At 44.0% G+C, this 25780-nt stretch carries 23 protein-coding genes; 18 read left to right on the forward strand and 5 right to left on the reverse strand.

Annotated features, from left to right (window positions below; genetic code table 11):
- Positions 1-13: 13 nt before the first annotated feature.
- The 12 genes from mdh to xylF all read left to right on the forward strand — a co-directional run bounded on the left by mdh (position 14) and on the right by xylF (position 13136).
- A complete protein-coding gene (gene mdh, locus CQS04_RS10135) occupies positions 14-949 on the forward strand; it encodes a malate dehydrogenase (RefSeq protein ID WP_100354175.1) in 936 nt (311 codons plus the stop codon).
- 23 nt (positions 950-972) lie between these two features.
- A complete protein-coding gene (locus CQS04_RS10140) occupies positions 973-2157 on the forward strand; it encodes a thiolase family protein (protein ID WP_100354034.1) in 1185 nt (394 codons plus the stop codon).
- Positions 2158-2257: 100 nt separating this feature from the next.
- A complete protein-coding gene (locus CQS04_RS10145; protein WP_100354035.1) occupies positions 2258-2698 on the forward strand; it encodes a MarR family winged helix-turn-helix transcriptional regulator in 441 nt (146 codons plus the stop codon).
- Positions 2698-3315 (forward strand): alpha/beta hydrolase, encoded by a 618-nt coding sequence (locus tag CQS04_RS10150; RefSeq protein ID WP_100354036.1) that lies wholly within the window; start codon positions 2698-2700, stop codon positions 3313-3315. Before CQS04_RS10145 ends, CQS04_RS10150 begins: the two co-directional genes overlap by 1 nt.
- 66 nt (positions 3316-3381) lie before the next feature.
- Entirely contained in the window at positions 3382-4017 is a 636-nt protein-coding gene (locus CQS04_RS10155; RefSeq protein WP_100354037.1) for a nitroreductase family protein, read from the forward strand.
- A 172-nt stretch (positions 4018-4189) separates the two neighbouring features.
- Entirely contained in the window at positions 4190-5317 is a 1128-nt protein-coding gene (locus CQS04_RS10160) for a sugar ABC transporter substrate-binding protein (protein WP_100354038.1), read from the forward strand.
- Positions 5318-5389: 72 nt separating this feature from the next.
- A complete protein-coding gene (locus CQS04_RS10165; RefSeq protein ID WP_100354039.1) occupies positions 5390-6910 on the forward strand; it encodes a sugar ABC transporter ATP-binding protein in 1521 nt (506 codons plus the stop codon).
- A gap of 13 nt (positions 6911-6923) precedes the next feature.
- Positions 6924-8099, forward strand: a complete 1176-nt coding sequence (locus tag CQS04_RS10170) for a sugar ABC transporter permease (RefSeq protein ID WP_100354040.1) — start codon at positions 6924-6926, stop codon at positions 8097-8099.
- A 77-nt stretch (positions 8100-8176) separates the two neighbouring features.
- The gene (locus CQS04_RS10175; protein WP_100354041.1) at positions 8177-9148 is read left to right on the forward strand and encodes a sugar ABC transporter substrate-binding protein; all 972 of its coding nucleotides are present in this window, start codon (positions 8177-8179) and stop codon (positions 9146-9148) included.
- Positions 9145-10587: a sensor histidine kinase gene (locus tag CQS04_RS10180; RefSeq protein WP_100354042.1), complete on the forward strand. Its 1443-nt coding sequence runs from the start codon at positions 9145-9147 to the stop codon at positions 10585-10587. The genes CQS04_RS10175 and CQS04_RS10180 overlap by 4 nt, the downstream gene beginning before the upstream one ends.
- Positions 10584-12086 carry a response regulator gene (locus tag CQS04_RS10185; RefSeq protein ID WP_100354043.1) on the forward strand — a complete coding sequence of 501 codons (1503 nt, stop codon included), beginning with the start codon at positions 10584-10586 and terminating at the stop codon, positions 12084-12086. Before CQS04_RS10180 ends, CQS04_RS10185 begins: the two co-directional genes overlap by 4 nt.
- A 15-nt stretch (positions 12087-12101) precedes the next feature.
- Positions 12102-13136: a D-xylose ABC transporter substrate-binding protein gene (gene xylF / locus CQS04_RS10190; RefSeq protein ID WP_100354044.1), complete on the forward strand. Its 1035-nt coding sequence runs from the start codon at positions 12102-12104 to the stop codon at positions 13134-13136.
- Positions 13137-13158: 22 nt separating this feature from the next.
- Here xylF and ltaE read toward each other — a convergent pair whose 3' ends face one another.
- The gene (ltaE, locus tag CQS04_RS10195; protein WP_100354045.1) at positions 13159-14178 is read right to left on the reverse strand and encodes a low-specificity L-threonine aldolase; all 1020 of its coding nucleotides are present in this window, start codon (positions 14176-14178) and stop codon (positions 13159-13161) included.
- A 121-nt stretch (positions 14179-14299) separates the two neighbouring features.
- On the opposite strand from ltaE, the gene CQS04_RS10200 reads away from it, so the two are divergent.
- Complete coding sequence (locus CQS04_RS10200; protein ID WP_100354046.1) at positions 14300-14677, forward strand: VOC family protein; 378 nt, start codon at positions 14300-14302, stop codon at positions 14675-14677.
- A gap of 23 nt (positions 14678-14700) precedes the next feature.
- Here the strand turns inward: CQS04_RS10200 and CQS04_RS10205 are convergent, their stop codons facing one another.
- Positions 14701-15831: a hypothetical protein gene (locus CQS04_RS10205; protein ID WP_100354047.1), complete on the reverse strand. Its 1131-nt coding sequence runs from the start codon at positions 15829-15831 to the stop codon at positions 14701-14703.
- The gene (locus CQS04_RS10210) at positions 15800-16333 is read right to left on the reverse strand and encodes a sigma-70 family RNA polymerase sigma factor (RefSeq protein ID WP_100354048.1); all 534 of its coding nucleotides are present in this window, start codon (positions 16331-16333) and stop codon (positions 15800-15802) included. The genes CQS04_RS10205 and CQS04_RS10210 overlap by 32 nt, the downstream gene beginning before the upstream one ends.
- 310 nt (positions 16334-16643) lie before the next feature.
- Here CQS04_RS10210 and CQS04_RS10215 point away from each other — a divergent pair, with 310 nt between their 5' ends.
- Positions 16644-17630 carry a sodium:calcium antiporter gene (locus CQS04_RS10215; RefSeq protein ID WP_100354049.1) on the forward strand — a complete coding sequence of 329 codons (987 nt, stop codon included), beginning with the start codon at positions 16644-16646 and terminating at the stop codon, positions 17628-17630.
- A gap of 30 nt (positions 17631-17660) precedes the next feature.
- On the opposite strand, the gene CQS04_RS10220 is transcribed toward CQS04_RS10215, so the two are convergent.
- Entirely contained in the window at positions 17661-18206 is a 546-nt protein-coding gene (locus CQS04_RS10220) for an ECF transporter S component (RefSeq protein ID WP_100354050.1), read from the reverse strand.
- Between the two features lie 113 nt (positions 18207-18319).
- Between CQS04_RS10220 and CQS04_RS10225 the strand changes: the two genes are divergently transcribed.
- Positions 18320-20020, forward strand: coding sequence for an ABC transporter ATP-binding protein (locus tag CQS04_RS10225; RefSeq protein WP_100354051.1), 1701 nt, complete (start codon positions 18320-18322; stop codon positions 20018-20020).
- A 13-nt stretch (positions 20021-20033) separates the two neighbouring features.
- Here the strand turns inward: CQS04_RS10225 and CQS04_RS10230 are convergent, their stop codons facing one another.
- Positions 20034-20876: a TetR/AcrR family transcriptional regulator gene (locus CQS04_RS10230; RefSeq protein ID WP_100354052.1), complete on the reverse strand. Its 843-nt coding sequence runs from the start codon at positions 20874-20876 to the stop codon at positions 20034-20036.
- A 102-nt stretch (positions 20877-20978) separates the two neighbouring features.
- Here CQS04_RS10230 and CQS04_RS10235 point away from each other — a divergent pair, with 102 nt between their 5' ends.
- The 3 genes from CQS04_RS10235 to CQS04_RS10245 all read left to right on the forward strand — a co-directional run bounded on the left by CQS04_RS10235 (position 20979) and on the right by CQS04_RS10245 (position 25746).
- Complete coding sequence (locus CQS04_RS10235; protein WP_100354053.1) at positions 20979-24074, forward strand: efflux RND transporter permease subunit; 3096 nt, start codon at positions 20979-20981, stop codon at positions 24072-24074.
- Between the two features lie 111 nt (positions 24075-24185).
- Complete coding sequence (locus CQS04_RS10240) at positions 24186-25034, forward strand: VOC family protein (protein WP_100354054.1); 849 nt, start codon at positions 24186-24188, stop codon at positions 25032-25034.
- A 43-nt stretch (positions 25035-25077) separates the two neighbouring features.
- Positions 25078-25746, forward strand: coding sequence for an HAD family hydrolase (locus CQS04_RS10245; RefSeq protein ID WP_100354055.1), 669 nt, complete (start codon positions 25078-25080; stop codon positions 25744-25746).
- Positions 25747-25780 lie beyond the last annotated feature (34 nt).

The following is a 25780-nucleotide window of genomic DNA, read 5'->3' on the forward strand; positions in this document are numbered from 1 at the left end:
AGGAGGACTACTCATGACTTTTCGACGTACAAAGATTGCCGTAATTGGCGCAGGTTTTACGGGAGCAACTACAGCGTTTCTGCTTGCTCAGAAAGAATTAGGTGATGTGGTATTAGTTGATATTCCAGAACAAGAAAATCCGACAAAAGGAAAAGCACTTGATATGTTAGAGACCGGCCCTGTTCAAAAGTTTAGCACGCATGTCACAGGAGCTTCCGATTATGAAGCGATACGGGATGCGGATCTTGTTATCATAACAGCGGGAATTGCAAGAAAGCCTGGAATGAGTCGAGACGACCTCGTAGCTACGAATGCAAACATCATGCGCTCGGTCTCTGAGAACATCAAACAGTTTGCACCTAACAGTTACATCTTAGTGTTAAGCAACCCGGTAGATGCCATGACGTATGTTTGCTATCAGACGACGGGATTCCCAAAAAATCGTGTCATCGGTCAATCAGGTGTTTTAGACACAGCGCGTTTTTCTACATTCGTAGCAGAAGAACTTCAAGTTTCTGCTAAGGACGTTACGGGATTCGTCTTAGGGGGTCATGGGGATGATATGGTTCCCTTGGTACGGTATTCGAATGCAGGAGGTGTTCCATTGACGGCGTTACTACCTCAAGAGCAATTAGACGCTATAGTGGAACGTACACGAAAAGGTGGGGGAGAAATCGTAGCCTTACTTGGAAATGGCAGTGCTTATTATGCTCCTGCAGCATCCTTAGTAGAAATGGCAGAGGCTATTATTAAAGATGAGAAGCGGATTCTTCCGGCCATTGCCTATTTAGAGGGGGAATATGGATATCAGGATCTTTACCTCGGAGTACCTACAATCCTAGGTGGCGATGGCATCGAAAAGATCATTGAATTAGAACTTACTGACGAAGAGAAAGCAGCACTAGACCGTTCGGTAGAGTCTGTACAACAAGTTATGAAGCTCGTTTAGAAGCGAACAAGGGGGAATAAGTAGTGAAACCAGTCTATTTAGTAGAAGGTGCCCGTACAGCATTTACAGCGTTTGGAGGCTCGTTTTCTGCAGTGCCTGCAGACGAATTAGGAAAAGTGACAGCAGAGGAAGCCATGAAGCGGTCTGGAGTCACACCAGAGCAAATCGATCACGTGATTTACGGGAATGTCATTCATTCACATACGAATGCGGCGTATCTAGCACGTCATATTGGGTTGAAAGCAGGAGTACCGAAAGAAGTTCCTGCACTGACACTCAACCGGTTATGTGGATCTGGGACACAAGCACTCGTTTCTGCAGCACAACTCATCCAACTCGGAGAAGCGGATATCGTATTGGCAGGTGGCGCTGAAAACATGTCGATGGCACCATTCGCGAGTTTCTCAAGTCGCTTCCATCAAAATAAACTTGGCGCTATGAAGTTTGACGACATGGTAATGGCAACACTGACAGACGAGTATACGGGTAATGGCATGGGGATGACGGCCGAAAACTTGTCGGACCAGTATTCTATCACTCGTGAAGAGCAAGATGCGTTTGCTGTAGAGAGTCATCAGCGAGCAGCACAAGCTCGTGAATCAGGTCGCTTTGCTAAGGAAATCGTTCCGTTTCCGGTGACGAATCGCAAAGGTACAGTTCTGGTAGAAGTGGACGAGCACATCAAACCAGACACAACGGTGGACACACTTGGGAAGCTGCGTCCTTCTTTCAAAAAAGAAGGAACCGTTACAGCTGGGAATGCAAGTGGAATCAACGATGGAGCGGCTAGCTTAATCGTCGCTGGAGAAGAGGCGGTTTCACAGCACGGCTTGAAGCCAATGGCTCGCATCCTGTCATGGGGTGTATCCGGAGTAGATCCTGAGATTATGGGGATTGGACCGGTACCTGCGATTAAACAAGCCTTGGAACGCGCTGACCTAACACTTGATCAAATGGACCTCGTCGAAGTGAACGAAGCCTTTGCTGCTCAGTACTTAGCTGTAGAAAAAGAGCTAGGTCTTGACCGAGCGAAGACGAACGTCAACGGAGGAGCCTTAGCACTTGGCCATCCGGTTGGAACGAGTGGAGCCCGTATCGTGTTAAGTCTTGCATATGAGCTGAAGGAACGCGGATTGAAATACGGTGTAGCCAGTCTCTGCATCGGTGGCGGCCAAGGCATTGCCATGATTATTGAGAGCATGGAATAGATTGAAGAGCTTGGACAACTGTCCAGGCTCTTTTTTTGACGCTAGCTGGTCAAAATGATACAATTATCTCGAAATCAAGATAAAGGAGGCGTGGATCACAATGGAAACGAAACAAGTAGGCCTCGCAATTGAAGCGCTCGTTCGTACGTCAGGCGCCTTTCACCAACGAATCAAAGAAGATGCTACTAGAAACGGACTTCACGTTACGGAATTTTCTGTTCTTGAGCTACTTTACCATCAAGGACGTCAGCCTGTTCAAAAGGTAGCCAAGCACGTGTTGATCACCAGTGGAAGTACGACTTACGTACTCGATAAGTTACTGAAAAAAGAACTCATCACTCGAACGGTATGCTCCGAAGACCGTCGTATTACGTATATTGAATTAAGCGAACAAGGCCAACATTTGATGCAGCAGGCCTTTCCTGAACATTTAGAACGAATGAAACAGTATTTTGATGGGATAGAAGAAGATGAGATTCAAACATGGCTTGAAATTACTCGAAAATTGGGCAAGGCGGCCCGCAAAGGAGAGCGTTCATAATGAAACATATATTTAAAAAAGGAACAGACCCAAAAGCTCCAACCTTATTGCTTTTACACGGAACGGGTGGAAATGAGCATGACCTCTTGTCTATAGCTTCTATGATTGATGAAGAAGCCTCCGTTTTAAGTGTACGAGGAAATGTACTAGAAAACGGGATGCCTCGTTTTTTCAAGCGGTTAGCTATGGGAGTATTGGATCAAGAAGATTTAGCCTTTCGCACAAAAGAGTTACATGAGTTTCTAGACCAAGCGGCAACAGATTACGGTTTTGATCGCAATCAAGTAGTGGCAGTTGGCTATTCAAACGGAGCCAATATTGCTGCAAACTTGGTCATGACTGAAGCAAACAGCTTGTCAGGAGCCATTTTATATCATCCGATGATTCCAAACCCAGATGCTACGATTCCGGAACTTTCTGGACTCCCGGTATTTATAGGAGCAGGGGTGAACGATCAAATGGTACCTTATACAGAGTCTGAAGGGCTAAAGGCAATGCTCTCTGAGCACGGAGCCGAAGTAGAGATGCACGTGGAGCCTTATGGGCACCAACTAACAGGAAGTGAAGTGGATGCATCAAAATCGTGGTACCTTCGCCACTTCAAGCAACATAGTTGACCTTAAATGGGCAAACGCGTTAGACTAATCTGCATTCAAGAAAATTTGATAAAGCGAGGGTTCCCTATGACAACTACGACACAACCGACGTATGCACAAACTGTAAAAGAGCGTCGTTCTATCCGTGTTTATGATCCACAAGTGAAAATTTCAAAAGAAGAAATGATGGAAATCTTAGATGAGGCGGCACTAGCGCCATCGTCTTTAAACTTACAACCATGGCGTTTTCTTGTCATCGACAGTGAAGAAGGAAAAGAAACGTTGAAAGATTTGGCGAAGTTCAACCAGCGCCAAGTAGAAACGTCTTCAGCAGTCATTGCTGTTTTTGTAGATATGCAAAGCATAGAGACAACACAGGAGATTTACGATTTGGCAGTTGAAAAGGGTGTTATGCCAGCGGACGTACGTGACCGTCAAGTACCGGCAATTCAAAATATGTTAAAAGACATCCCACGACCAGAAATGCGTGCGATGAACTTCATCGATGCGGGTCTTGTCTCGATGCAAATCATGTTATCCGCTCAAGCGCGTGGCTATGCTACCAACCCAATCGGAGGTTTCGAAAAAGCGCGCATTGCAGAGGCATACGGATTAGAGAAAGACCGTTTTGAGCCCGTCATGCTGATTTCTATCGGAAAAGCAGCGGAAGAAGGCTATCAATCTGTACGACTTCCAATTGAAAATATCGCAAAATGGGTTTAATCTCATTTGAAAGAGTCTGACATGCAGTTGTCAGGCTCTTTTTTAAATTTTCGGACAACATCTTAAAAAAGTATAAGTAAAGATAAAAGATTACCCGTGATAGCGCTTACATAGGAAAACCTCTCTTCGTATACTGAAGAAGAAATCAGTACAAAAGGGAGAGGGATTGGAAATGAAGAAAAAATCACTTTGGAAATGGGCAAGCGTCATGGCGGCATCTGTGGTACTTCTAGCAGCATGTAATTCGGATGAAGAAGGTTCTGGAAGCACGGGTGGAGGTAGTGGGGTAGACGTGGGGATCGTCTTACCAACTAAAGATGAGCCACGCTGGGTTCAAGATGAACAACGTTTCAAAGAAGCATTAGAGGATTCGGACTACTCTACTGAAATTTTATTCAGCCAAGGGTCTTCAGCGAAAGAAAAAGAAAATGTAGATGCGTTATTAAATAAAGGAATCGATGTTCTGATCATCACACCACATGATGGTGCTGCGGCAGGTGCTGCTGTAGAAGCGGCTAAAGCAGATGGCGTAACAGTTATCTCATATGACCGTTTGATCACCGATACAGATGCAGTAGATTACTATGTAACATTTGATAGCTTGGCTGTTGGTGCTGCTCAAGCTCAGTACTTGATTGACAATGCAGAGGGTACAGGCGTTCCTCTTTACCTATACGCAGGTGCTGCATCAGATAACAATGCGTTCTTGTTCTTCCAAGGAGCTTGGGAAGTCCTGCAACCAAAAATTGCAGACGGAACATTTGTCATCGCAAACTCTTCTGAAGCAGAAGCTTTAAGCGACAAAGCGGAGCTTTCTCGAGATGAACTAAGTAAAATCATTGGCCAGGTAACAACAAACTGGGATCCAAATGAAGCGAAAAACAAAGCACAGACACACTTAACAGCTGCAGCGGATGATCAAAAAGGCGATGTGGCTATCTTAGCTCCAAACGATGGAACTGCTCGTGCGATTGCCGATGTATTTGGATCTGACGGTGCTGTAACTTCGTTCTTAGTAACAGGTCAAGATGCAGAGAAAGCATCTATTCAGTACATCATCGACGGCAAACAATCTATGACTGTATTTAAAGATGTTCGTACTCTAGTTCAAGATGCTATGGGAATGGCAATTGACATCCTAGATGGCAATGACCCGGAAACAACAGGTTCTTACGATAATGGTGCTGTAGAAGTTAAGGCAAAACAAACAGACGTTATTGTAGTGGATCAAGAAAATGTAAAAGCAGAGTTAGTGGACTCTGGATATTATGAGGCAAGTGAATTTACAGGTTTAGAGTAATTCCAATACGCGTCTCATGCCTCGGCGTGAGACGTATTTCCTTATTTAGCAAGTCGCAGGGAGGCGCACAGAATGACGGAATACATTTTAGAAATGCGGAACATCTCAAAAGAGTTTCCAGGTGTGAAAGCTCTGACAGACGTGAACTTTCAAGTGGAAAAAGGGGAGATTCACTGTCTCGTTGGTGAAAACGGAGCAGGAAAGTCTACCTTGATGAAGGTTCTGAGCGGTGTATATCCGTATGGGACCTATACTGGAGACATTGTCTATAACGGGAATGTGCAACAGTTTAAAGAAATCAATGACAGTGTGGCTATTGGAATCGGAATCATCTATCAGGAACTTGCATTATTCCCGGATTTAACGGTCTATGAAAATATTTTTGCAGGGAATGAAGTCCGAAAAGGGCCCGTTATTGATTGGAACAAAACGATTCGGCAGTCGTCTGAGCTGCTCCAAAAAGTAAAGCTCCGCGTAACTCCAGAAACGTTAATCAAAGATTTAGGTGTAGGAAAACAACAGCTTGTGGAAATCGCGAAAGCACTCAGTAAAGATGTGCAATTATTGATCCTCGATGAACCGACAGCGGCTTTAAACGAAGATGATAGTGAGAATCTGTTAAACCTCTTGAAAGAATTGAAAGCACAAGGTATCTCGTGCATCATGATTTCCCACAAATTGAAGGAAGTCATTGAAATTGCGGATAAAGCGACAGTGCTACGAGACGGGAAGACAATCTGTACTCTGGATGCCAAAAAAGGGGAAATTACAGAGACTCGCATCATCAAAAACATGGTAGGACGTGAAATTGAAGATATTTATCCGAAACGTTCACATCCAGAGAATGATGAAGTTGTCTTATCTCTTGAGAACTGGACTGCCTATGATGCCCAACTCGGTCGAAATGTCGTCAAGAACGCCAACATCTCCTTGAAAAAAGGAGAAATCATAGGGATTGCGGGTCTGATGGGATCAGGGCGCACAGAGCTAGCTCTCAGTATTTTTGGGAATCCGAAAAAGTACAAGGTGAGCGGAGAGATGAAGCTCTTCGGTGAATCAAAAACTCTCAAGCACACCAGTGAGGCAATTAAAGAGCGAATCGCTTACGTGACAGAAGACCGCAAAGGCGATGGACTTTTCTTGTTGCAAGACATCAAGAGCAATATTTCAGCTGCACACTTGAAAGGAATTGCCCCGAAGGGTGTCTTGAATCTCAACGAAGAAGTGAAGGTCGGAGCGCGGTATAAGGATTCTTTATACATTAAGGCGAGTTCTTTAGAGCAAGTCGTGGGCAAGCTTAGCGGTGGGAATCAACAAAAAGTGTCTCTCGGCAAATGGTTGTTTACTGGACCTAAGATTTTGATTTTGGATGAACCGACACGAGGCATCGACGTCGGGGCTAAATTTGAGATTTACACGATTATGAATCAACTCATCAGCGAAGGGCTGAGCATCATCATGATCTCGTCAGAACTTGGCGAAGTATTAGGAATGAGTGATCGTGTCTATGTTATGGCGGAAGGTGAAATTAAAGGAGAGCTCACAAGTGAGCAAGCCACCCAAGAAGCTATCATGGAATTAGCGACACAATAGGAGGACTTCAGAGATGAACTTATTAACAGAAGCAAGAACCATTGTAAAACAAAATATTCGAGATTACGGGATGTATATTGCACTCGTCGTCATCTTATTGACCTTCGCTGTTCTATCAGATGGTCTATTCCTATCCTCGCGAAACGTCAGCAACATGTTAGATTCCGCGGGATACATTGCGGTCTTGGCAGTAGGGATGACGCTGGTCATTGTCATTCGTCACATTGACCTCTCTGTCGGATTTGCAGCAGGGTTTTTAGGAGCAATCGCTGCATTGTTCTTAACTAATATGGGAGTCTCCGTGTGGATCACGATTCCGGTCGTTCTCATTTTTGGTATTATGATTGGGCTTTTTAACGGATTTTTAGTTGCGAAAATTGGAATTCCGTCCTTTGTAGCCACTCTGGCTGCTATGTTGATTTTCCGGGGGGCTCTTTTAGAGGCAACTGGTGCTTCCGGAACAATTGTTATCAACAATGATGCATTCAATGCAATTGGGACAGGCTTTATTCCATCCATCGCGGAAGTGGGGGGACTTCACCTCTTAACACTTCTTGTAGGTCTTGCAGGAATTCTCTTCTACATTTACAGCGAATTGACGAATCGGAAAGACAAGCAAAAATATGGTTTTGATGTCATGTCGTTCCCGATGTTTGTTGCCAAACTTCTATTTGTTTCCGCTATTATCGGCTATGTAGTATGGATTCTTGCAGGGTACAACGGATTGTCTTGGACAGTGGTCATCGTCCTATTAGTGGTTGTTGTGTATCACTTCCTTTCATCGAAGACAGTTTTAGGAAGACATATTTATGCAGTGGGAAGTAACCCAGAAGCAGCACATTTGAGTGGAATCAATGTACAAAAGATTACATTGTTCGTATTCGGTTCTATGGGGTTCTTGGCAGCCTTATCCGGTATCTTGTTTACTGCTAGACTCCAATCGGCAACAACAACAGCCGGTACGCTGTTCGAGTTAGACGCTATCGCAGCTGCCTATGTAGGAGGCGTTTCTTCTGCAGGGGGTGTCGGTAAAGTGACGGGGGCTATCGTCGGTGCTGTAGTAATGGCAGCACTTTCTAATGGAATGAACTTATTAGGAGTCGGTGCTTCTTATCAATACATGATTCGTGGTGGAGTACTTGCGGCGGCCGTTATTTTCGACGTCATGACACGCCGACAACGCGCATAACAAAGGCACCCGCTCACAACGGGTGCTTTTTGATTGGCCGGACGAATGGTAAGATGGGAAGAAAAAGGAGATGACGTATGAAAAGGACTGTGACACGTGTGTTAAGCGTATGTATTGTGTTTTTTGCTATTTTCACCGTCATCTCTGTATGGCGCGTCATACAGGCAACTCCTCACTTTCCAGAACCCGTAGCAGATTCCGTAGATCAATTACGCATTGTATTGATCACTGAAAATCAATCCACCGACTTTTGGAAGCAAGTAGAAGAAGGAGCCATCCAAGCTGGAGAGAAACAAGGAGTTCTCGTAGAAGCCTGGGCAGGCTTTGGAACAGAGGACCAAGACTTTAACCGGAATCTAGAGACCGCTATCTATTCAAAAGTGGATGGCATCTTAGTACAAGGTCAAGACACAGAAGCCTTTAAAGAGCTGACCAAGATCAAAGCCGCTTTTTACGGAGTTCCCATCATTACGGTAGGGGAAGATGTACCGGCTGAAGAAAGTTTACGTAAAACCTATGTGGGGTCCAATCAGATCGAGGCTGCGTCCCTGTTAGCTGAGACAATGGCTGAGAAGATGAACTACCAAGGCGAAATAGTGGTCGTTGGAGATGAACAACCAACATATATGCAAAAACAACGTCTCCAAGGTGTAGAGCAAACGCTTGAAGCTTACCCTGAGATTACATTCACTTATCAAGGGATGGGAGACACGAAAGAAGAAATCATGAATGCCACGATGGAAAGATTGAATCAATCACCAGACGCTACTTCTTGGCTCGTGTTGGATTCAAAAGTAGCCTATTTTGTGACACAAGAAATCAAGAGGCGCACACAAGTGGATCCTTATTTGATTTACTCATTTGATGAAGCACCTGAAGTCCGAAGCTTGCTTCAAGCAGGTGTCATAGACGGGATGATTCGGCAGCGACCACAGGAAATGGGAGAGCAAGGTCTGAACCTGTTAGTACAATGGATTCGCGGTGAGACCGTTCCACTCAATTCGGATGGATATCCTACACCATTCGTTTTAGAGGAGGCCGGATTATGACGATTCAAAACAAGATTTGGGGTCTTGTATCTCTTGCCGTTCTAGTGATGGGTGCTATTTGGATCGCTCTGACCTACTCGAATCAACAAGCGCAAGAACAGTATAGTTCTATACTTAGCCGCTATTTGCAGATGAATGAAGTGACAACATCCAGTCAAGCCTTAGTGACGGAACTCAATGAGTATATACGTTTACCGGTTCCTGCTCAAGAACAGCGTCTCCAAGAGGAAGAGCAACAGCTTCGTGGTATTCAACAGCGAGTCGAAGCTCTTCGCACAGAGACGAATCAATTGGATATGACGAATTACCTGTTGATGATGGACAGTCTGATAGAGGCATCGAACCGAACACTAAGTTTTGTGAAGCAGTCGGAAGTAGATGCGGTGACGCAGGAATTTAACGAGGCTAACCGGATAGCCGCTTCGCTTGAGGACCGCACGCTCTATATTTTGGATCAGGAGCTACGCACCTATAACGGGCTGTATCAAGAATTGATTCAACAGTCGGATGAACTCGAAACTCTAGGTCTATGGCTACTGGGTTTAATTTCTTCGATTGTGTTGCTTGTTGCGTACCGATTCTCGTTGTCCATTACGCGTCCCGTACATGAATTGACGCGGGCGGCGAACGAAGTAGCACAAGGGAACTTTCAAACTCCAATCCATATCAGTTCAAATGATGAAATCGCTTTTCTAGCAAGAACATTCGATACAATGCGCGAAAACATAAACGATTTGTTTGAAGAGACGCAGGAGAAGGCAAGACTCGAAAACGAGCTTCAAGAAAGCCAGTTGCTGCTGAAAGAAAGTCAGTTGAAGAGCTTGCAAAGTCAGATCAATCCGCACTTCTTGTTCAACACATTGAATACCCTCTCAAAAAAAGCGTATCTAGACGGAGCTGAGGAGACGAGCGATCTCTTAGTAAGTGTAGCCGGACTTCTACGCTATAGTTTGAAAAAGGTCGATCAATCCGTGACTCTTGCAGAAGAGGTGCATGTTATTGAACAATATATTGCCATTCAGAAGGCACGCTTTGCAGAACGGCTAACGTTTCATTTAGAAGTAGACGAGCGACTGCTTGATACTTATATTCCCAGTCTGACACTGCAACCAATCATTGAAAATGCGATGATTCATGGCATTGAAAAGTTAGTGGACGGGGGCACCATTACGCTCCGAATTTATAGAGAGCAAGAATCCGTCCTTGCAGAAGTAGAAGATGACGGACCGGGAATGCAACCAGAAGAACTTCACCGTCTCCTTCATCAAGAAGTGCGTTCGGAGACAGGTCACTCAACAAGCATTGGTTTTCAAAATGTCGTCAAACGACTGCAGCTCTTTTTTAATCGCGCCGATGTTTTGACAGTGACAAGTGCTGTTGGAGTGGGAACTACCGTGACACTACACATTCCTTTGCAGAAAGAGGTGCCAGTTGAATGAAAGTACTGATAGTGGATGATGAACCGATTGAACGTGAGGGGATGCGACGCATCTTGTCGGTAGCTTTTGAAGACGTAACGATTTTGGATGCTAAGAATGGCTACCAAGCAATTGAAGTCGTAGAATCAGAAAAGCCAGATATTGTGTTGATGGATATTATGATGCCAGGAATCAATGGGATTGAAGCACTTCAGCAGATTCAACAGATTCATCCTGGCATTCGGGGAGTCATGGTGACCGCATTTGATACGTTTGATTATGCGCGGCAAGCGCTACGTCTCGGTGTCAAAGACTACTTGCTAAAACCAAGTAAGCGTAGTGAAATCATTGCTACTGTAGAGTCTGTCATGGAACAAGTGAGGGAAGAAGCAAGGAAGCAACAGTCCGATCAACAAGCAGAACGCTTATTAGAGACAGAGCTTGTGACGCAACTTCTATTCCATCATGTCAATGACGTGCAGCTGGATGCCCTAATGGAGACTGTGAACGTCACCTCTCAACCAGCTTTTGTTGCTGTTCTGTATCTTCCTGAGCCAACTGAGGACTTGTACCGCCAGATTAAGGAACGGGTTCATAGGGCAGCCAACTGTTTAGTGGGAGCTTTGTATGGGAAACAATTGCCGATTATCGTGTTCCGAAGCCCCGACTTTTCTTACCGTGGTCAAGCAATGCCGTTTGCCCAGCAACTTATTGGTTCACTTCGAGAATATCCAGGCATTTTTATTGGGGTCGGAGAAGAGGTAGCCGAGCTGTCAGAAGTGGCTTCATCCTATCAGCAAGCCGTGGTGGCACTTGCATCTCATACACAGTCTGTCCGTTTTCGTTTTTATGAGGAGAACATTCAGCAGCTGCAAGCAGCTGGGACGACGAATATAAGAGAGAAAGAACAACAGTTTTTTGAATCCTTGGATTCAGGAGACTGGACTCAAATTGAGTATCTGATCAATGAGTTTATAGATGAACAAGAACATCAAAATCAGCCACTCATCTATTCACAACAACGAGTATTGGAACTGTTTTGGATTATTCAGCGAGCATTAGAAAATTTGGGCATGAGCAGTCAAACGGCGTACCTGTCTTTCCAGTCCACTACTTACCGGCAGTTACGTGCAGAAGTTCAAGGAATCCTTTCAAAAATTGCTGTTCATTACAATTCGCACTTAGGAACTGCTGAGTTTAACAAGGTGCAAATCGTCAAACGCTATATTGAAGAGCATTCACACGAAGAGCTCTCCCTGGACCGACTAGCCGAGCTAGTCGGATTCACTCCAATGTATTTAAGTAAGTTATTTAAAGAAAAACTAGGTGTCAACTACATTGATTATTTAACAGAATGTCGAATCCAACATGCAAAGCAGTTGCTACGAAATCCAGAAAAGAGTTTAAAAGAAATCACGTATGAAGTCGGGTATCATGAGCCGAACTACTTTAGTAAAGTGTTCAAAAAAATGTGTGGGGTAACGCCTTCCGAATACCGAAAACAAAGTGTTACACGCTAGAAGGGAGAGAGGTTGATGTGGAAATGGCTGGCGTCTTTAGTAGTTGTGGTGTTGCTTAGTGCTTGTCAAGAAGAAGCCGCTCCTCCACCGTCTCCTGATCCTCCAACAAAGCAAGTGGAAGACATTCGAATTGGGTTTTCAATGGATACGTTAGCAGAAGATCGTTGGAAAAAAGATAGAGATTTGTTCAAAGAGGCAGTCGAATCTTTAGGTGCAGAGGTTTTAATCACAGCTGCTAATGGAGATGATGTCTTGCAAGTGGCGCAGGCAGAGACCTTGATTCAAAGTGGAATCGATGTGCTCGTCATTGTCCCTCACAATGCAGAAGCCACTGCGGCAATCGTTCACAAAGCCCATCAGGCGGGCATTAAGGTCATTTCCTATGACCGGCTAGTGAAAAACGCGGATATCGATCTGTATGTGTCGTTTGATAATGAACGAGTCGGCGAGCTGCAGGCGGAAGCGATGCTTCAAGCGGTTCCTTCCGGTAACTATGTGTTTATTGGAGGAGCGGATACAGATAACAATGCCCACCTCTTGAAAAAAGGCGTGTTCTCTGTGCTGCAACCAGCAATTGATTCGGGAGAAATTCGCATCATCTATGACCAGTGGACCGCGGACTGGTTGCCTAGTAATGCTCGGGACAATATGAAGGAAGCACTTCAAATCAATGAACAGCAAGTCGATGCCATCCTCGCTGCCAATGATGCCACAGGTGGAGGTGTGCAAGAAGCCTTAGCATCTTACGGCATGCAGGGGGAAATACCGATGACTGGTCAGGATGCGGATCTAGCAGGAATCCGGCGCATAGTAAAAGGTGAACAGCTTATGACAGTCTATAAACCGATTCAAACCTTATCTGTAACAGCTGCTGAGCTTGCAGTTACCTTGGCAAGAGGTGAAGAAGTGAAGACTAGTACATCTGTAAACAACGGGAAGAAGGAAGTACCATCCGTGTTGATTGAGCCGATTGCTGTTACAAGAGACACCATTGATGAGACGGTCATTCAAGACGGTTATCATACAAAAGAAGAAGTTTACGAAGAATAAAAAAGAGTAGCCGAATGGCTACTCAAAAGAACTGTCCGAGGACATGCAGTACATGCTGTATGTCTTTTTTGGTGATGCCGTTATGAGTCACGAAACGAATAATACCAGGACCGAAACCTCCTGCAACAATTTTTGACTCACGTAGATGATTTAGAAGAGCTTCTGTTGTGTGGTCTGAATTTGTTAATTTGACCAATAGGATGTTGGTATCCACTTGATTGATCACTTGCAAAGTGGATAAATCAGAAATGCCGTCAGCAAGCAATTTTGCGTGTTCATGGTCTACAACTAAACGACTAGGATTTTCTTCAAGAGCAAGTAGAGCGGGTGCTGCTAAAACACCTACTTGACGAAGCCCTCCACCCAAACGTTTACGCCATTTTCTTGCCTTTGCGATAAACTCTGCAGAACCTGCGATGATGGAACCTACAGGAGCGCCTAAACCTTTCGATAAACAAAACTGGACTGTGTCCGTATATCGGGCAAATTCTGCTACAGTAATGCCTGTTGCAGCCTGGGCATTAAATAGTCTTGCACCGTCTAGATGTACAGGGATTCCATGGCGCTGTGCCACTTCATAAATAGCTTTCATATGTTCTACTGGAAGGACCGCGCCACCTGCTTTATTATGTGTGTTTTCTATACAAATCAATCCGGTCTCCGGCTCGTGGATGTCTGTTCCTCTAATCGCAGCTTCAACAAGCGTGGGATCCATGGCACCTCGAACACCATCTATCGGTTTCAATTGCAGTCCGGCAAGAGCTGACATCGCACCACCTTCATATAAGAAGATGTGAGCTTGAGATTCCAAGATAACCTCTTGACCTGGTCTACAATGGACTAAGCCGGCAATTTGGTTCCCTTGCGTACCGCTTGTCACAAAAAGAGCCGCTTCTTTGCCTAGCAGTTCAGCCGCACGCTCTTCTAAACGATTCACTGTAGGATCTTCTCCGTATACGTCATCCCCAACTTCTGCTTCGTACATAGCACGACGCATACGTTCGTCAGGTTTTGTTACTGTATCGCTGCGTAAATCAATCATGTAAGTCCCTCGTTTCTTTTCGGCATTCTAGTAATAGTGTAGCAGTTTGGCAGAAGATTTTCTTCATAGGAAGGAATTGCGATATCAAAGAGAGAATGAAGTAGAAAAAGGAGGAGACAGAATGATTTCAAAATTAGGGGAAGTAATGGTGTACGTCAGAGACCAAGACGAGGCCATCAGGTTCTGGCGAGACGATATGGAATTTGTGATCTTGCAGGATTACCGAGACGGCGAGATGCGTTGGGTACAGATTGCTCCTACAGCGGATGCGGAGACGACGGTGATTTTACATGACCGAGCGTTTGTTGAGAAGAACAGTCCAGACATCAACTTTGGAACACCTTCATTATTATTTTTCACACCGGATTTAGATGCGCTTTATGAGAAGCTTCAAGCGAAAGGTGTCACACTTGGTGAGAAGGTGCAGATGGGCGAGAGTAAGTTCTTTAACTTTGCGGATCGCGAAGACAACTATTTTGCTATTATGGAGACAGAATAAACCTCGGCAGTTTGCCGAGGTTTTCAAGGTTTTACAAGATGAAGTGTGGGGCCTCCATCGCTATAATTTTCTTCCACCATACGTAGAATGCCATCTTCAAAGAACTGGGGAGTGACAAGTCGGTCTTTTACATCTGGGAATGTAGTAAGAGGTTTTACGGTATTCCCTTCAAGAGTAAAGAGTTCTACGTCATCCGTTTCCGCTCCCCATTCTTCTGTGACGCTTAGTGCCACATGATTCCCATGGACAGTAGAGAAGCTATATTCTGGTGTTTCAATAGTAGAGATGGTTCCTGTTTGGATATCTAAATAAGCTAGTTCAAGTCTGCCTTCGTCAGTGGCAAAATCCATATACACGCGTTCATTGTTAATGTACATGTTATGAATAGAAGGGTAAGTTCCCTGACTTTTTTGTACAAGGTCTCCTGATAGCGTGTCGTAAATATAAAACGTTGTGAGTTTTTCTAGCTTCTCCACAACCACGGCTTTTCCATCTCCAATAGCTTCTCTTAAAGAATCAGCTTGTGCATCCTTTTGTTCATGAATGGTTTTTATGTTCCCGGAATTTAAATTCATAGTTTCATAAAGCATTTTTTCTTCTGACGAATTAAAGTAGAAAATCTGATTTCCCTCTAATAAAAGTCTTCCCAAAGGGTTAAAGGATACAATGACGTTCGTCACACCTGTTTGTCGATTCAATACGTTTAGCGTGTACGCCTCATTTACAAAGTCTTCCCACACCAACCAATTCTCATTTACGGCAAAACTGTATTGAGCCATTGGTGTTTGAGTCGATACGAGCTTTTCAACTTGATCTATTTCAGGGGAAAAGCTATAGAGACCATCCTCTTTTGAGTAAATGACTTCTTTGTTAGCTGGAACAAAAACGGATCGATTTAGAGAGGTCTCAAACGTGTTTGGAATAATTATTTCCTCATGCCAAGTGACTTCTGCAGGTTGAGAGTCCGAATAAGAGGAGTAGAGCAAATATCCAACCAGACTAACTAATAAAACGGCTGCTAAAGGAAGTATACGTATGAACGTTGCAGGTGTCTTTGCAAAGACTGTTTCTCGTACCTGTTGTTTCTCTCGTTCACTAAATGTAAGATCGTGAGGCATGCTTTCATTCAGGAGCTGTTTTATGTTCAAAGCCATCCACCTCCAATTGTTTTCTCATGAGTTCTCGACCTCTCGCAAGTCGTGTCTTCACAGTGTTGGGGGAGCAGCCGAGCACTTCGGCAGTTTCAGTGACTGAGAGTTCTGCATAATAGTGCAACCAGAGGGTTTCTCTATAATGAATAGGAATGCGCTCTAACACTTGCTGAATTTCTGAAGAGGCTTCTTGTTGAATATATGTAGATTCTACACTCTTACGCCGACCAAGTTTTTTCAGTTTGTCGGTTAACGAAACTTTTTGCTTATGCCAGCTTTTTAAGTAATTAATACTTTCATTAACCGCAATTCGATAGAGATAAGTTTTTAGAGATGACCTGCCTTCAAATCGGTCCAGTGTTGTGAAGAATTTTACGAACGTGTCTTGGGTTAAGTCTTCAGCTTTCGGTATGTCTCGCACGTAGGAATAGATGACGCGCTTGATCATATCACCGTGCTCGTTCATTGCTTCATTGAGAAGCTGATTTTTTTGATCATCTGTCACATCATCGCACCCTTTCCTAGTCGTTAGACAAAGCATCTTCCTACATGGTTTCATAAAGTTGAGAAAAAGAAAAGATTTCCTCATAGTGCTGGTCTTCTCGCTGGACAAGAATAGAAGTGCTCGCTATACTAAAACTATAAATAGGGGAGTAGTGACAAGTGATGTGTTCGTCATTCCGGTACTGAGTACCCGGACCATCCCGCTCGAAATGAGCGCACAAGACCTTTTTATGAAAACAAGCTGACTCATCAGATGTTTTCATAAAAAGGTCTTTTTTTGTCTCTACTCTTAGTTAGAAGGAGGAATTCAATTGGTATATGTATTATTCATTCTTGTAGCTGCTGTCACTGTATATGCTGCAATGAAGTTATCAACGTTCGCTGATGTTATCAGCTCTAAAACTTCTATGGGAGGGTTGCTAGTAGGGACTATCTTATTAGCTGGTGCCACCTCACTTCCAGAAGTAACAACGAGCATATCGGCAGTTGTGATTGGAAGCCCAGATATTGCAGTTGGAAATGTATTAGGGTCCAACTTATTCAATCTTTTCATACTAGCTATGTTCGATTTGTACTTTAGAAGTAAACGACTTTATGAAAAAGTGGATCGTACTCATTTGTATTCAGCGATTCTCGGTATAGTGTTAACTGGTTTAGCATTAACAGGGTTGCTTTATAATCAGACACCAACATTATTAGGCGTTGGTATTGAAACGATTGCGATTTTAATCATCTATATCGCAGGTCTAGTGTGGATGAACAAAAAAGCTGCTGCTCAACCAATGGCAGAATCACCTACAACTGAAGAGCAGTCAGCTGGTTCAAACATTTCAGTGAAGAAAGCAGTAATTGGTTTTGCGATTGCCGCTGTGGTAATCATGGCTGCTGGGACAGCGCTATCAATCTTAGGAGATCAAATTGCAGTGTTAACGGGATTAGGAGCAAGCTTTATTGGAAGCTTCTTAATTGCTGCCACGACTTCATTACCAGAAGCCGTATCCGTGTTCGTTGCCTTGCGCTTACGGAATGTCAACTTAGCCTTCGGATCAATTCTTGGAAGTAACTTATTTAATATGCTGATCCTGGTGATGTCTGATGTCGTGTATAATGGTCAATCTATTTTGAATGTCGCAGCAACAAGCCATATCATCACAGGGATTAGTATCACATTCTTATCCTTCTTGGTGATGTATACCATCCAGCGAAAACGAAATGTGTCAGGACCAAGATATATCTTACCTTCCATTATCACCGTACTAGTTTACTTTGGAACTACGTATTTGCTCTTTGCAGCATAAAAAAGCACGGCCAGCTGGCCGTGCTTTTGCTTACTTGAAATAAGGAAGACGCTTTAGAGCGATTACAACTGGAATGGCGATAAGTAGGCCGATCCCGTTTTGAACTAGGTTTCCTGTAACGGAAGCTAGAGGAGCAATGAGGCTTTGGTACATAATCGCTTCTCCAATATAGTAAATGACAAGCATGAACGGGATTGAAGCGACAGCTCCAATGATGTTCCAAACAACGCTTGAGCCATTGCGGTTTCCAGCCCATGAAATCTTACCAACAACAAATCCTTGTACGGCACGTGCTACAAATGTAATAGGTGCCCAAGCTAACCAACCGCCTGCAATATCGAACAGCCCCATACCAAAGGCTCCAGCTGCGGCTCCTTTTTTAGGACCGAACAGCATAGCAGAAATGAACAGCATAGCTGTACCCAGGTGGACGAGCCCGCCATTGGCAGCGATAGGAAGACGAATGTTGAGCATCATGGTGGATACAAATACTAAAGCAATCAACATAGATGTTAAAATAAGGTCAAAGGTCTTAACGCGTGAAGTAGGGCGTGAAAGTGTTTGAGGGTTTTGCATAAGATACCTTCTTTCAGTTTTCTAAGATGTAGTTTACTTTACCAAAAAGCTGAACCCTCAAAAAGTATCAGTTTTAAATAAAAATAGGTGGTCAGAAAAAGGGGAGAGAGAAGATGAAAGCGTTAGTCGAGGGAATGAAATGGCCGAAGTGGATGATTGGCTTTGCTTTTTTCTTCAGTCTAATTGAAACGGCCTTCGGGCTTGTAGTGCCATTACTGACTATGGACTTCATAGACAGCTTCACAGAAGGTGGCATCAGTGCGTGGATGCTCGCTGCAGTCGCCCTACTGTTGATTGTTCAAGCGATATTATCAGGTGTCGCCTTTTATTTAATGCGCAAAATTGGAGAATACGTAGTTGCCTACATTCGCAATAAAGTATGGCGTCATGTACTCGGACTACCTGTCGCCTTCTTTGATGAAGAAGAGTCTGGAGAATTGATGAGTCGGATCCTCCAAGATACGGGAGTGATCAAGTCACTCATTACCGATCACTTGATCACATTTTTTACGAGTATTCTTACAGTTGTTGGTGCCATAGCGATATTGATTTATATTGACTGGAAGATGACATTGATTCTGCTAATTTCGGTACCTGTCACTCTGGCTATTATGTTCCCTATTGGGCGCATGATGTCCAAAGTGGCGAAATCCACTCAAAATGAAGTGGCCACATTTAGTGCACAACTTGGCAGAGTCCTTCAAAACATTCGTCTCGTGAAGTATAGTCAGTCTGAACCAAAAGAGCAGCTCCATGGGGAACAACAAGTTGCACGGATTTACTCGTTCTATCTAAAAGAAGCCAAACTTGTAGCTGTATTGTCTCCAGTCATGACGCTCGTCATGACGCTCGTGCTTATCGTAGTGTTTGGATATGGAGGGGCCCAAGTAGCGTCGGGGGCTTTAACAGCAGGAGCTTTAGTAGCAATTATTTTTTATTTGATTCAAATCATTGTCCCGTTTACTCAAATGGCAAATTTCTTTACAGCGTATCAAAAAACAGTCGGGGCAACAGAACGCATTAAGGATATTCTCGAACGGTCTCAAGAACCAGCGGAAGGTATCTCCTTGCCATATGAAGAGCAACATATAGAACTTCGAGATGTGACATTTGCTTATGGTGAAAAAGTCATTTTAGACAACGTGTCTTTGATCATTCCAAAAGGAAAAGTCACAGCCTTTGTTGGAGAGAGTGGTGGAGGGAAGACCACTTTGTTTTCCATGCTTCAGAGATTCTACCAACCTCGTGACGGTGCCATTTTATATGGAGACACAGATATTCGAAACATCGACTTAAAAGAATGGCGTCACTTGTTCGGTTACGTCTCGCAAGAAAGTCCGCTAATGAATGGAACAATTCGAGATAATGTCCTATATGGTGTAGATTCTCGATCCGTTTCAGAAGAAGCTATAGAACAAGCACTGAAGCAAGCTAATGCTTGGGAGTTTGTTTCTAAACTAGAACAGGGGCTAGAGACGCCGGTTGGAGAAGGAGGTATCAAGTTATCGGGAGGGCAACGGCAGAGGATTGCAATTGCTCGAGCCGTCATCCGCAATCCAAGAATTTTACTACTCGATGAGGCGACCTCAAGTTTAGATACGGAGTCGGAGCGCTTAGTCCAGCAAGCCTTAAAGAGCATCATGAAAGGTCGTACCACGCTTGTCATTGCGCATCGCCTGTCTACGGTGCAACACGCCGATCAGCTCGTTGTCATCAAAGATAAGGGTGTTCGGGGAACAGGTACTCACCAGATATTGGTGGAAACCAACCCCTATTATCAAGAACTCGTCAAGAACGCACAATTGCTCACATGAGAAAAGACGCCAACTAGGCGTCTTTTTTAGTGTCTATTTGTTTTACAAGATACGATAACCACTTCGTTGGCGTATAGGCAATCAAATGACCATACAATCCTTGAAGAACAGCTTGACGGGGGTGTTCCCGCTGCAACTCCTCACGTAATACTTCGAATGTTTCTTCAATCAATTCCGGATGTCGTTCTTTCTGCAACTCTTCGATTACTACATGAATCTGACTAGTGGTCGGTAGTTGAGATTCACTTGTCACAGGGAGCTTCACCATCTCCATGGTCAAATAAAAAGTCTTTGAATGTTCCCCGAGCAGCATCGTCTTCTCTACTAATACTTCCACAATGCGAGTCGTATCATGCGGATAAGGATGGAACAATATCAGCTGTGAATAGATTCGGATGAGCCCTTTGATTGAGACGAGCAAATCGATAGCTTGTTGCTCCGTTTGCAGAGGAAACAACTCCTGAAATAGCGACAAGAGTGATCGGTCAATTAAGGCATCGTAATACATCAGCTTTTCTAAAATCTCTTCATTGATACTATACATCTGCTCTTGCGCATACATCTTCGCAAAATCAGCATGTTTTTCTAGTAAATTCAGGTGAGCAGAGAAGTAATTTTGTAGTTTTTCATCCGCCAGCAAGGGTGTGTTGACTACTCGGTCAATATCTGCGACGAATTGCTTCATAAAGGTATCGATAATCTCTTTGATCAAGTCTTCTTTAGAAGCAAAGGATAAATAAAATGCGCCTTTAGAGATACCTGTAGACTTGGTGATATGTTGGATGGAAGTGGCCTCTATTCCGTACTCTGCGAACAATTGAATAGCTGTCTCTAATATCTGTTGCTTTTTAGACATATTTTTACTCCTCTTTTAGATGGTTGAAATTGACGTTTGACCAACTGGTCATTAGTATATAGTGGTAAAGTAATTTTCGTCAAAGAGAAAGGAAGTTATGGTGTGCAGAATCTAGTGCGTTTTGTTTTGAAAAATAAATTTGCCGTCTGGTTGCTTACTCTTATTGTAACCTTTGCAGGCATCTATTCCACTACTCAAATGAAAATGGAGTCCTTACCGGATGTGTCGATTCCGTATCTGATCGTAGCAGGTGTGTATCCTGGTGCAACAGCGGAACAGGTCATGGAAGAAGTATCGATGCCACTTGAACAAGCAGTCGAGGGACTTGAAGATGTGAAAGCGGTATTCTCTAACTCGTCTGCCAACGTTTCTCAAGTTCAGATTGAGTATGAGTATGGCGTCGACATGGATCAAAAGAAACGTGAACTGGAGTCTGCTCTAGACGGGGTGACACTTCCAGAAGAAGTGGAGACTCCTTCTATTTTGGCTATTAGTTTAAACATGTTCCCGGTTGTAGCCTTATCTGTAAGTAGCGAAGAAGAATCTATCGTAGAACTTACAGAGCGTGTAGAAAATTCCATTCTACCGGAGCTTGAGAAGATTGATGGAGTGGCTTCTGCTACGGTGAACGGGCAACATATTGAAGAGATTCATCTGACGTATGACCAACAGGCTCTTGAAAGCTTTGCTGTAACGGAAGAAGACGTCAAGCAAATGATTGAAGCGAGCAATGTGGCCGTTTCGCTTGGTCTCTATGAATTTGAAGAAGGAGAAGAGGCGGTCTACGTTGACGGAGCAATTACGTCAGTCGAGGACTTCAAAGAGATTCTCATTCCGGTCACACCTTCTGCAACAAACCCGTCTCCTTTTGTGCCGTTATCAGAGCTTGCTACTATTGAACAAGTAGGGCAAGTTGAATCCATTGCACGAACGAATGGGGAAGATGCGATTGCCATTCAAATTGTAAAAGGTCAAGAAGCCAACACTGTGTCCGTCGTCAATGCGGTTAAAGATTTGATGAAAGAATTTGAAGCGGACACTGAAGGCTTACTCGTTGATATTACATTAGATCAAGGGGAGCCGATTGAAGAATCCGTATTTGCGATGATCGAGAAAGCGTTAATCGGAGGACTGATTGCAGTAGCAATCATCCTGATTTTCTTACGTGATTTCCGTTCTACTCTGATTGCGATCGTTTCTATTCCAGTTTCTATTTTTGTAGCATTACTGCTGTTGAACTGGCTAGACATAACCTTGAATATCATGACACTGGGAGCCATTACGGTCTCTATCGGACGTGTTATCGATGACTCGATTGTCGTCGTAGAGAACATTTACCGACGCATGCACTTGAAAGAAGAAAAACTTTCAGGACGAAAACTGATTCAATCGGCAACGATTGAAATGTTTAAACCGATCTTGTCATCTACTCTTGTAACGATTGCGGTGTTTGCACCGTTAGTCTTTGTAGGAGGTATGGTTGGGGAGTTGTTCTTGCCGTTCGCACTGACGATGTCGTTCGCGCTTTTGGCTTCACTTGCTGTGGCGATTACGATTGTACCGGCAATGTCCCACAGCTTGTTCCGCAAAAAACTATACGGGGAAAAAACGGCTTCTGCCCATAAAGAAGTAGGGAAGATGGCGTTGTGGTTCAAAGGTTTCCTCGAAAAAGCTCTCAACCATAAATGGATCACTTCCATTGTGGCGGTTGCTTTACTGGTGGGTTCACTAGCTCTAACACCACTAATCGGGTTCTCCTTCCTAGGTTCTCAGACAGAGAAGATGATGTATGTCACGTACTCACCAGCTGCTGGGGAATTGAAAGAAGAGACGACTACGAATGTTGAAGAAGTTGAGCAACTGCTCCTTGAACGTGAAGAGATTGAGATCGTGCAGTTGTCTATTACAGATCCATCCTCTACTGATATTGCTTCCATCATGTCAGGAGGAAGTGACGGGGCGCTATTGTACTTGATTTTTGATGATGCCTTATCAGTAGATGAGTTCGAGCAAAATCGAGAAGAAGTTTTAGAAGAGCTTGCTGCACTAGACCATTCAGGTGAATGGAAAGAGCAAGACATGATGGGTGGAGGTATGATGGCTTCGAATGAAGTGGCCTATACCCTTTACAGCGAAGATCTAGATGACTTGTTAGAATCTGTGGAAGAAGTAGAAAAAGCTATGGCAGACATCGATGGTTTAGAAGATGTCACTTCAGATGCAGAGAATCCTTATGTGGAGCATGTGTTACAAGTGAACCAACAAGACACCTTGCAGTACGGGTTGACTGCAGGTCAGATCCTGATGGCACTCTCTGCAAGTGGACAAGAGGAAGTGCTAACATCTGTCCGTACAGATGCAGGTGAATTAGAGGTTATAGTGAAGAGCCCTGAGCAACAGACAGCGGCTACTTTTGAAGAGTTGCTTGAAACACCGATCCCGACAGCAATGGGGACCACGATGACGCTTGGTGAGTTGGTGAACGTAGAAGAAAGTACTACTCAAAACACATTAAGCCGTTCAGAAGGCGAGTTCTACGCGAGTGTATCGGGAACAGTTAAGTCAAAAGATGTATCAGGTCCAAGTGCTGAAGCACAGAAAGCCATTGACCAACTTGACTTGCCTATGGGTGTAAAAGTTGAGACGGGCGGTGTAACAGCAGACATCAATGAGACGTTTACTCAGCTAGGTATTGCGATGGCAGCGGCTATTGCCATTGTCTATTTCATCTTGGTGGTCACTTTTGGAGGAGGGCTTGCGCCGTTTGCTATCTTGTTCTCCTTACCGTTTGCAGTAATCGGTTCCTTCACGGGCTTGTTCCTGACAGGACAAACTATTTCAGTATCCGTCATGATGGGTCTGTTGATGCTGATTGGTATCGTTGTCACGAATGCCATCGTGTTGGTAGACCGTGTCATTCAAATGGAGCGCGAAGGGATGTCTGTACGAAATGCTTTGTTAGAAGCAGGAGCTACACGATTACGTCCTATCCTGATGACAGCTATTGCTACGATTGGTGCCATGGTCCCTATGGCATTGTCTAGCGGCGGAGGAGGGCTGGTCTCTCAAGACCTTGCCATTACGGTAATCGGTGGTTTGTTCTCTTCAACATTATTGACACTTGTCGTAGTGCCAGTAGTCTACGAACTACTGCGTAAGTTACAAAAGAATAAATCATTAGTCGATCTAGAAGATTAATCTAACTGCCGGCTCTTTTATTAGAGCCGGTTTTTTTGATGGAGAAATGTTGACATTAGTTGATTACTAATATAAACTAAGTTACAAATAGTAACTTAAGGAGAATCAATTATGAACTTTCATCAAAAACCAACCACATTTGTAGCTAACGTTACCATTAACGTAACCGATATCAAACGCTCGACAGAGTTTTACCAACACGTCATTGGATTCCAAGTCCTTTCACAGACGGAAAATGAAGCTCAACTAACTGCGGATGGAAAAACAGCGTTGTTGACTCTTGTTCAACCAGAGAATGTTTCTAGAAAACAACCTCGAACAACAGGATTGTATCACTTTGCGATTTTATTGCCGTCTCGTCAGTCGCTTGCGAGTATCGTCCCGCACCTGGTCAATCAAGGGGTCCAACTCGGATCTTCAGATCATTTAGTTAGTGAAGCATTGTACTTTGCAGACCCGGATGGGAACGGCATAGAAATTTATCGTGACCGTTTACCAGAAGAGTGGACTTGGAATGAGGGCTCTGTTGAAATGGCGGTAGATCCATTGGATTTTGAAGACTTACTTACAAAAGAAAACGTCCTTCCGTGGACGGGACTACCTGAAAATACAGTAATGGGTCATATTCATCTTCATGTTGATGATTTACAGGCCGCTGAGAACTTCTATACACAAGGACTCGATTTTGAAGTCGTGACTCGTTATGGGCACCAAGCCATCTTCATCGCTGACAACAAGTACCATCACCATATTGGACTCAATGTTTGGAATGGCATTGGAGCACCTCGTCCAGCCGCACATACTGCTGGGCTTGTTCATTACACATTGATTGTTCAAGATGCCGACAAGCAGAAGCGCTTCGCAGAACAGTTAGGCGCTCTCGGTGCTCGTGTCGAATGGAACAATGACGTTTTAATTACAGAAGATCCTGCAGGGAACGAAATTCATATTCGGAGTTAATTCCTGTACAATAAAGGAAACAAACCGAGTTGGGGGATTTCCGATGACAACAGTTGCATTGTTCGATTTTGACCGTACGATATATAAACACGAAACCTATACGTTATTGATGCGCTTCTTGCAGTCTCACGAAGTATATGGCAAGCGCTACAAAAAGTTTATGCGGCGCCTGATGCCCGTCTATCTTTTGTATAAGATGAACATGACCCCTGAGAAGACAATGAGAAAAAAAGCGATGGAGATCTATTTAAAAACTTTTGAAGGTTCTAGTGAACAGGAGCTGCGCGCTTATTTTCGTGAGATGGCGGAGGAGATGGCGGGAGATTTTAATGCAGAAGTCATTGACCGACTTCACTGGCACCATGAGCAAGGTCACCGTATTCTAGTGATCTCAGGAGCCTTCGATGTGATGCTTGATGAAGTATTAAAAGACCTTCCTGTTGATTCGAAACTTGGGACACAAGTACCTTTCCGAGATGGGCATCTCCTAAAAGTAACGGAACTGTCTCATGTTCATGAAAAACAAAAACTCGTACGAATCGAAGAGGATTTGCAAGGTGTAGAAGTAAACTGGGAAGAAAGCTTCGCGTACGGAGATAGTATATACGATATCGATGTGCTAGGACTTGTAGGTCACCCTGTAGCTGTGCAACCTGATAACGAGTTGAAGTCGTATGCAAATGAACAAGGCTGGGAAATTATCGAAGCCTAGTTTACCGGAACACATTTTACGGGAATACATCCAG

It is taken from the genome of Chryseomicrobium excrementi, from assembly GCF_002798305.1.
Lineage (GTDB): Bacteria > Bacillota > Bacilli > Bacillales_A > Planococcaceae > Chryseomicrobium > Chryseomicrobium excrementi.

Bases quoted from the DNA above. Each gene is read 5' to 3' on its own strand.
- mdh (WP_100354175.1), top strand. From the start codon at position 14: ATGACTTTTCGACGTACAAAGATTGCCGTAATTGGCGCAGGTTTTACG.
- CQS04_RS10145 (WP_100354035.1), top strand. From the start codon at position 2,258: ATGGAAACGAAACAAGTAGGCCTCGCAATTGAAGCGCTCGTTCGTACG.
- CQS04_RS10150 (WP_100354036.1), top strand. From the start codon at position 2,698: ATGAAACATATATTTAAAAAAGGAACAGACCCAAAAGCTCCAACCTTA.
- CQS04_RS10155 (WP_100354037.1), top strand. From the start codon at position 3,382: ATGACAACTACGACACAACCGACGTATGCACAAACTGTAAAAGAGCGT.
- CQS04_RS10160 (WP_100354038.1), top strand. From the start codon at position 4,190: ATGAAGAAAAAATCACTTTGGAAATGGGCAAGCGTCATGGCGGCATCT.
- CQS04_RS10165 (WP_100354039.1), top strand. From the start codon at position 5,390: ATGACGGAATACATTTTAGAAATGCGGAACATCTCAAAAGAGTTTCCA.
- CQS04_RS10170 (WP_100354040.1), top strand. From the start codon at position 6,924: ATGAACTTATTAACAGAAGCAAGAACCATTGTAAAACAAAATATTCGA.
- CQS04_RS10175 (WP_100354041.1), top strand. From the start codon at position 8,177: ATGAAAAGGACTGTGACACGTGTGTTAAGCGTATGTATTGTGTTTTTT.
- CQS04_RS10180 (WP_100354042.1), top strand. From the start codon at position 9,145: ATGACGATTCAAAACAAGATTTGGGGTCTTGTATCTCTTGCCGTTCTA.
- CQS04_RS10185 (WP_100354043.1), top strand. From the start codon at position 10,584: ATGAAAGTACTGATAGTGGATGATGAACCGATTGAACGTGAGGGGATG.
- xylF (WP_100354044.1), top strand. From the start codon at position 12,102: ATGTGGAAATGGCTGGCGTCTTTAGTAGTTGTGGTGTTGCTTAGTGCT.
- ltaE (WP_100354045.1), bottom strand. From the start codon at position 14,178: ATGATTGATTTACGCAGCGATACAGTAACAAAACCTGACGAACGTATG.
- CQS04_RS10200 (WP_100354046.1), top strand. From the start codon at position 14,300: ATGATTTCAAAATTAGGGGAAGTAATGGTGTACGTCAGAGACCAAGAC.
- CQS04_RS10205 (WP_100354047.1), bottom strand. From the start codon at position 15,831: ATGGCTTTGAACATAAAACAGCTCCTGAATGAAAGCATGCCTCACGAT.
- CQS04_RS10220 (WP_100354050.1), bottom strand. From the start codon at position 18,206: ATGCAAAACCCTCAAACACTTTCACGCCCTACTTCACGCGTTAAGACC.
- CQS04_RS10225 (WP_100354051.1), top strand. From the start codon at position 18,320: ATGAAAGCGTTAGTCGAGGGAATGAAATGGCCGAAGTGGATGATTGGC.
- CQS04_RS10230 (WP_100354052.1), bottom strand. From the start codon at position 20,876: ATGTCTAAAAAGCAACAGATATTAGAGACAGCTATTCAATTGTTCGCA.
- CQS04_RS10240 (WP_100354054.1), top strand. From the start codon at position 24,186: ATGAACTTTCATCAAAAACCAACCACATTTGTAGCTAACGTTACCATT.
- CQS04_RS10245 (WP_100354055.1), top strand. From the start codon at position 25,078: ATGACAACAGTTGCATTGTTCGATTTTGACCGTACGATATATAAACAC.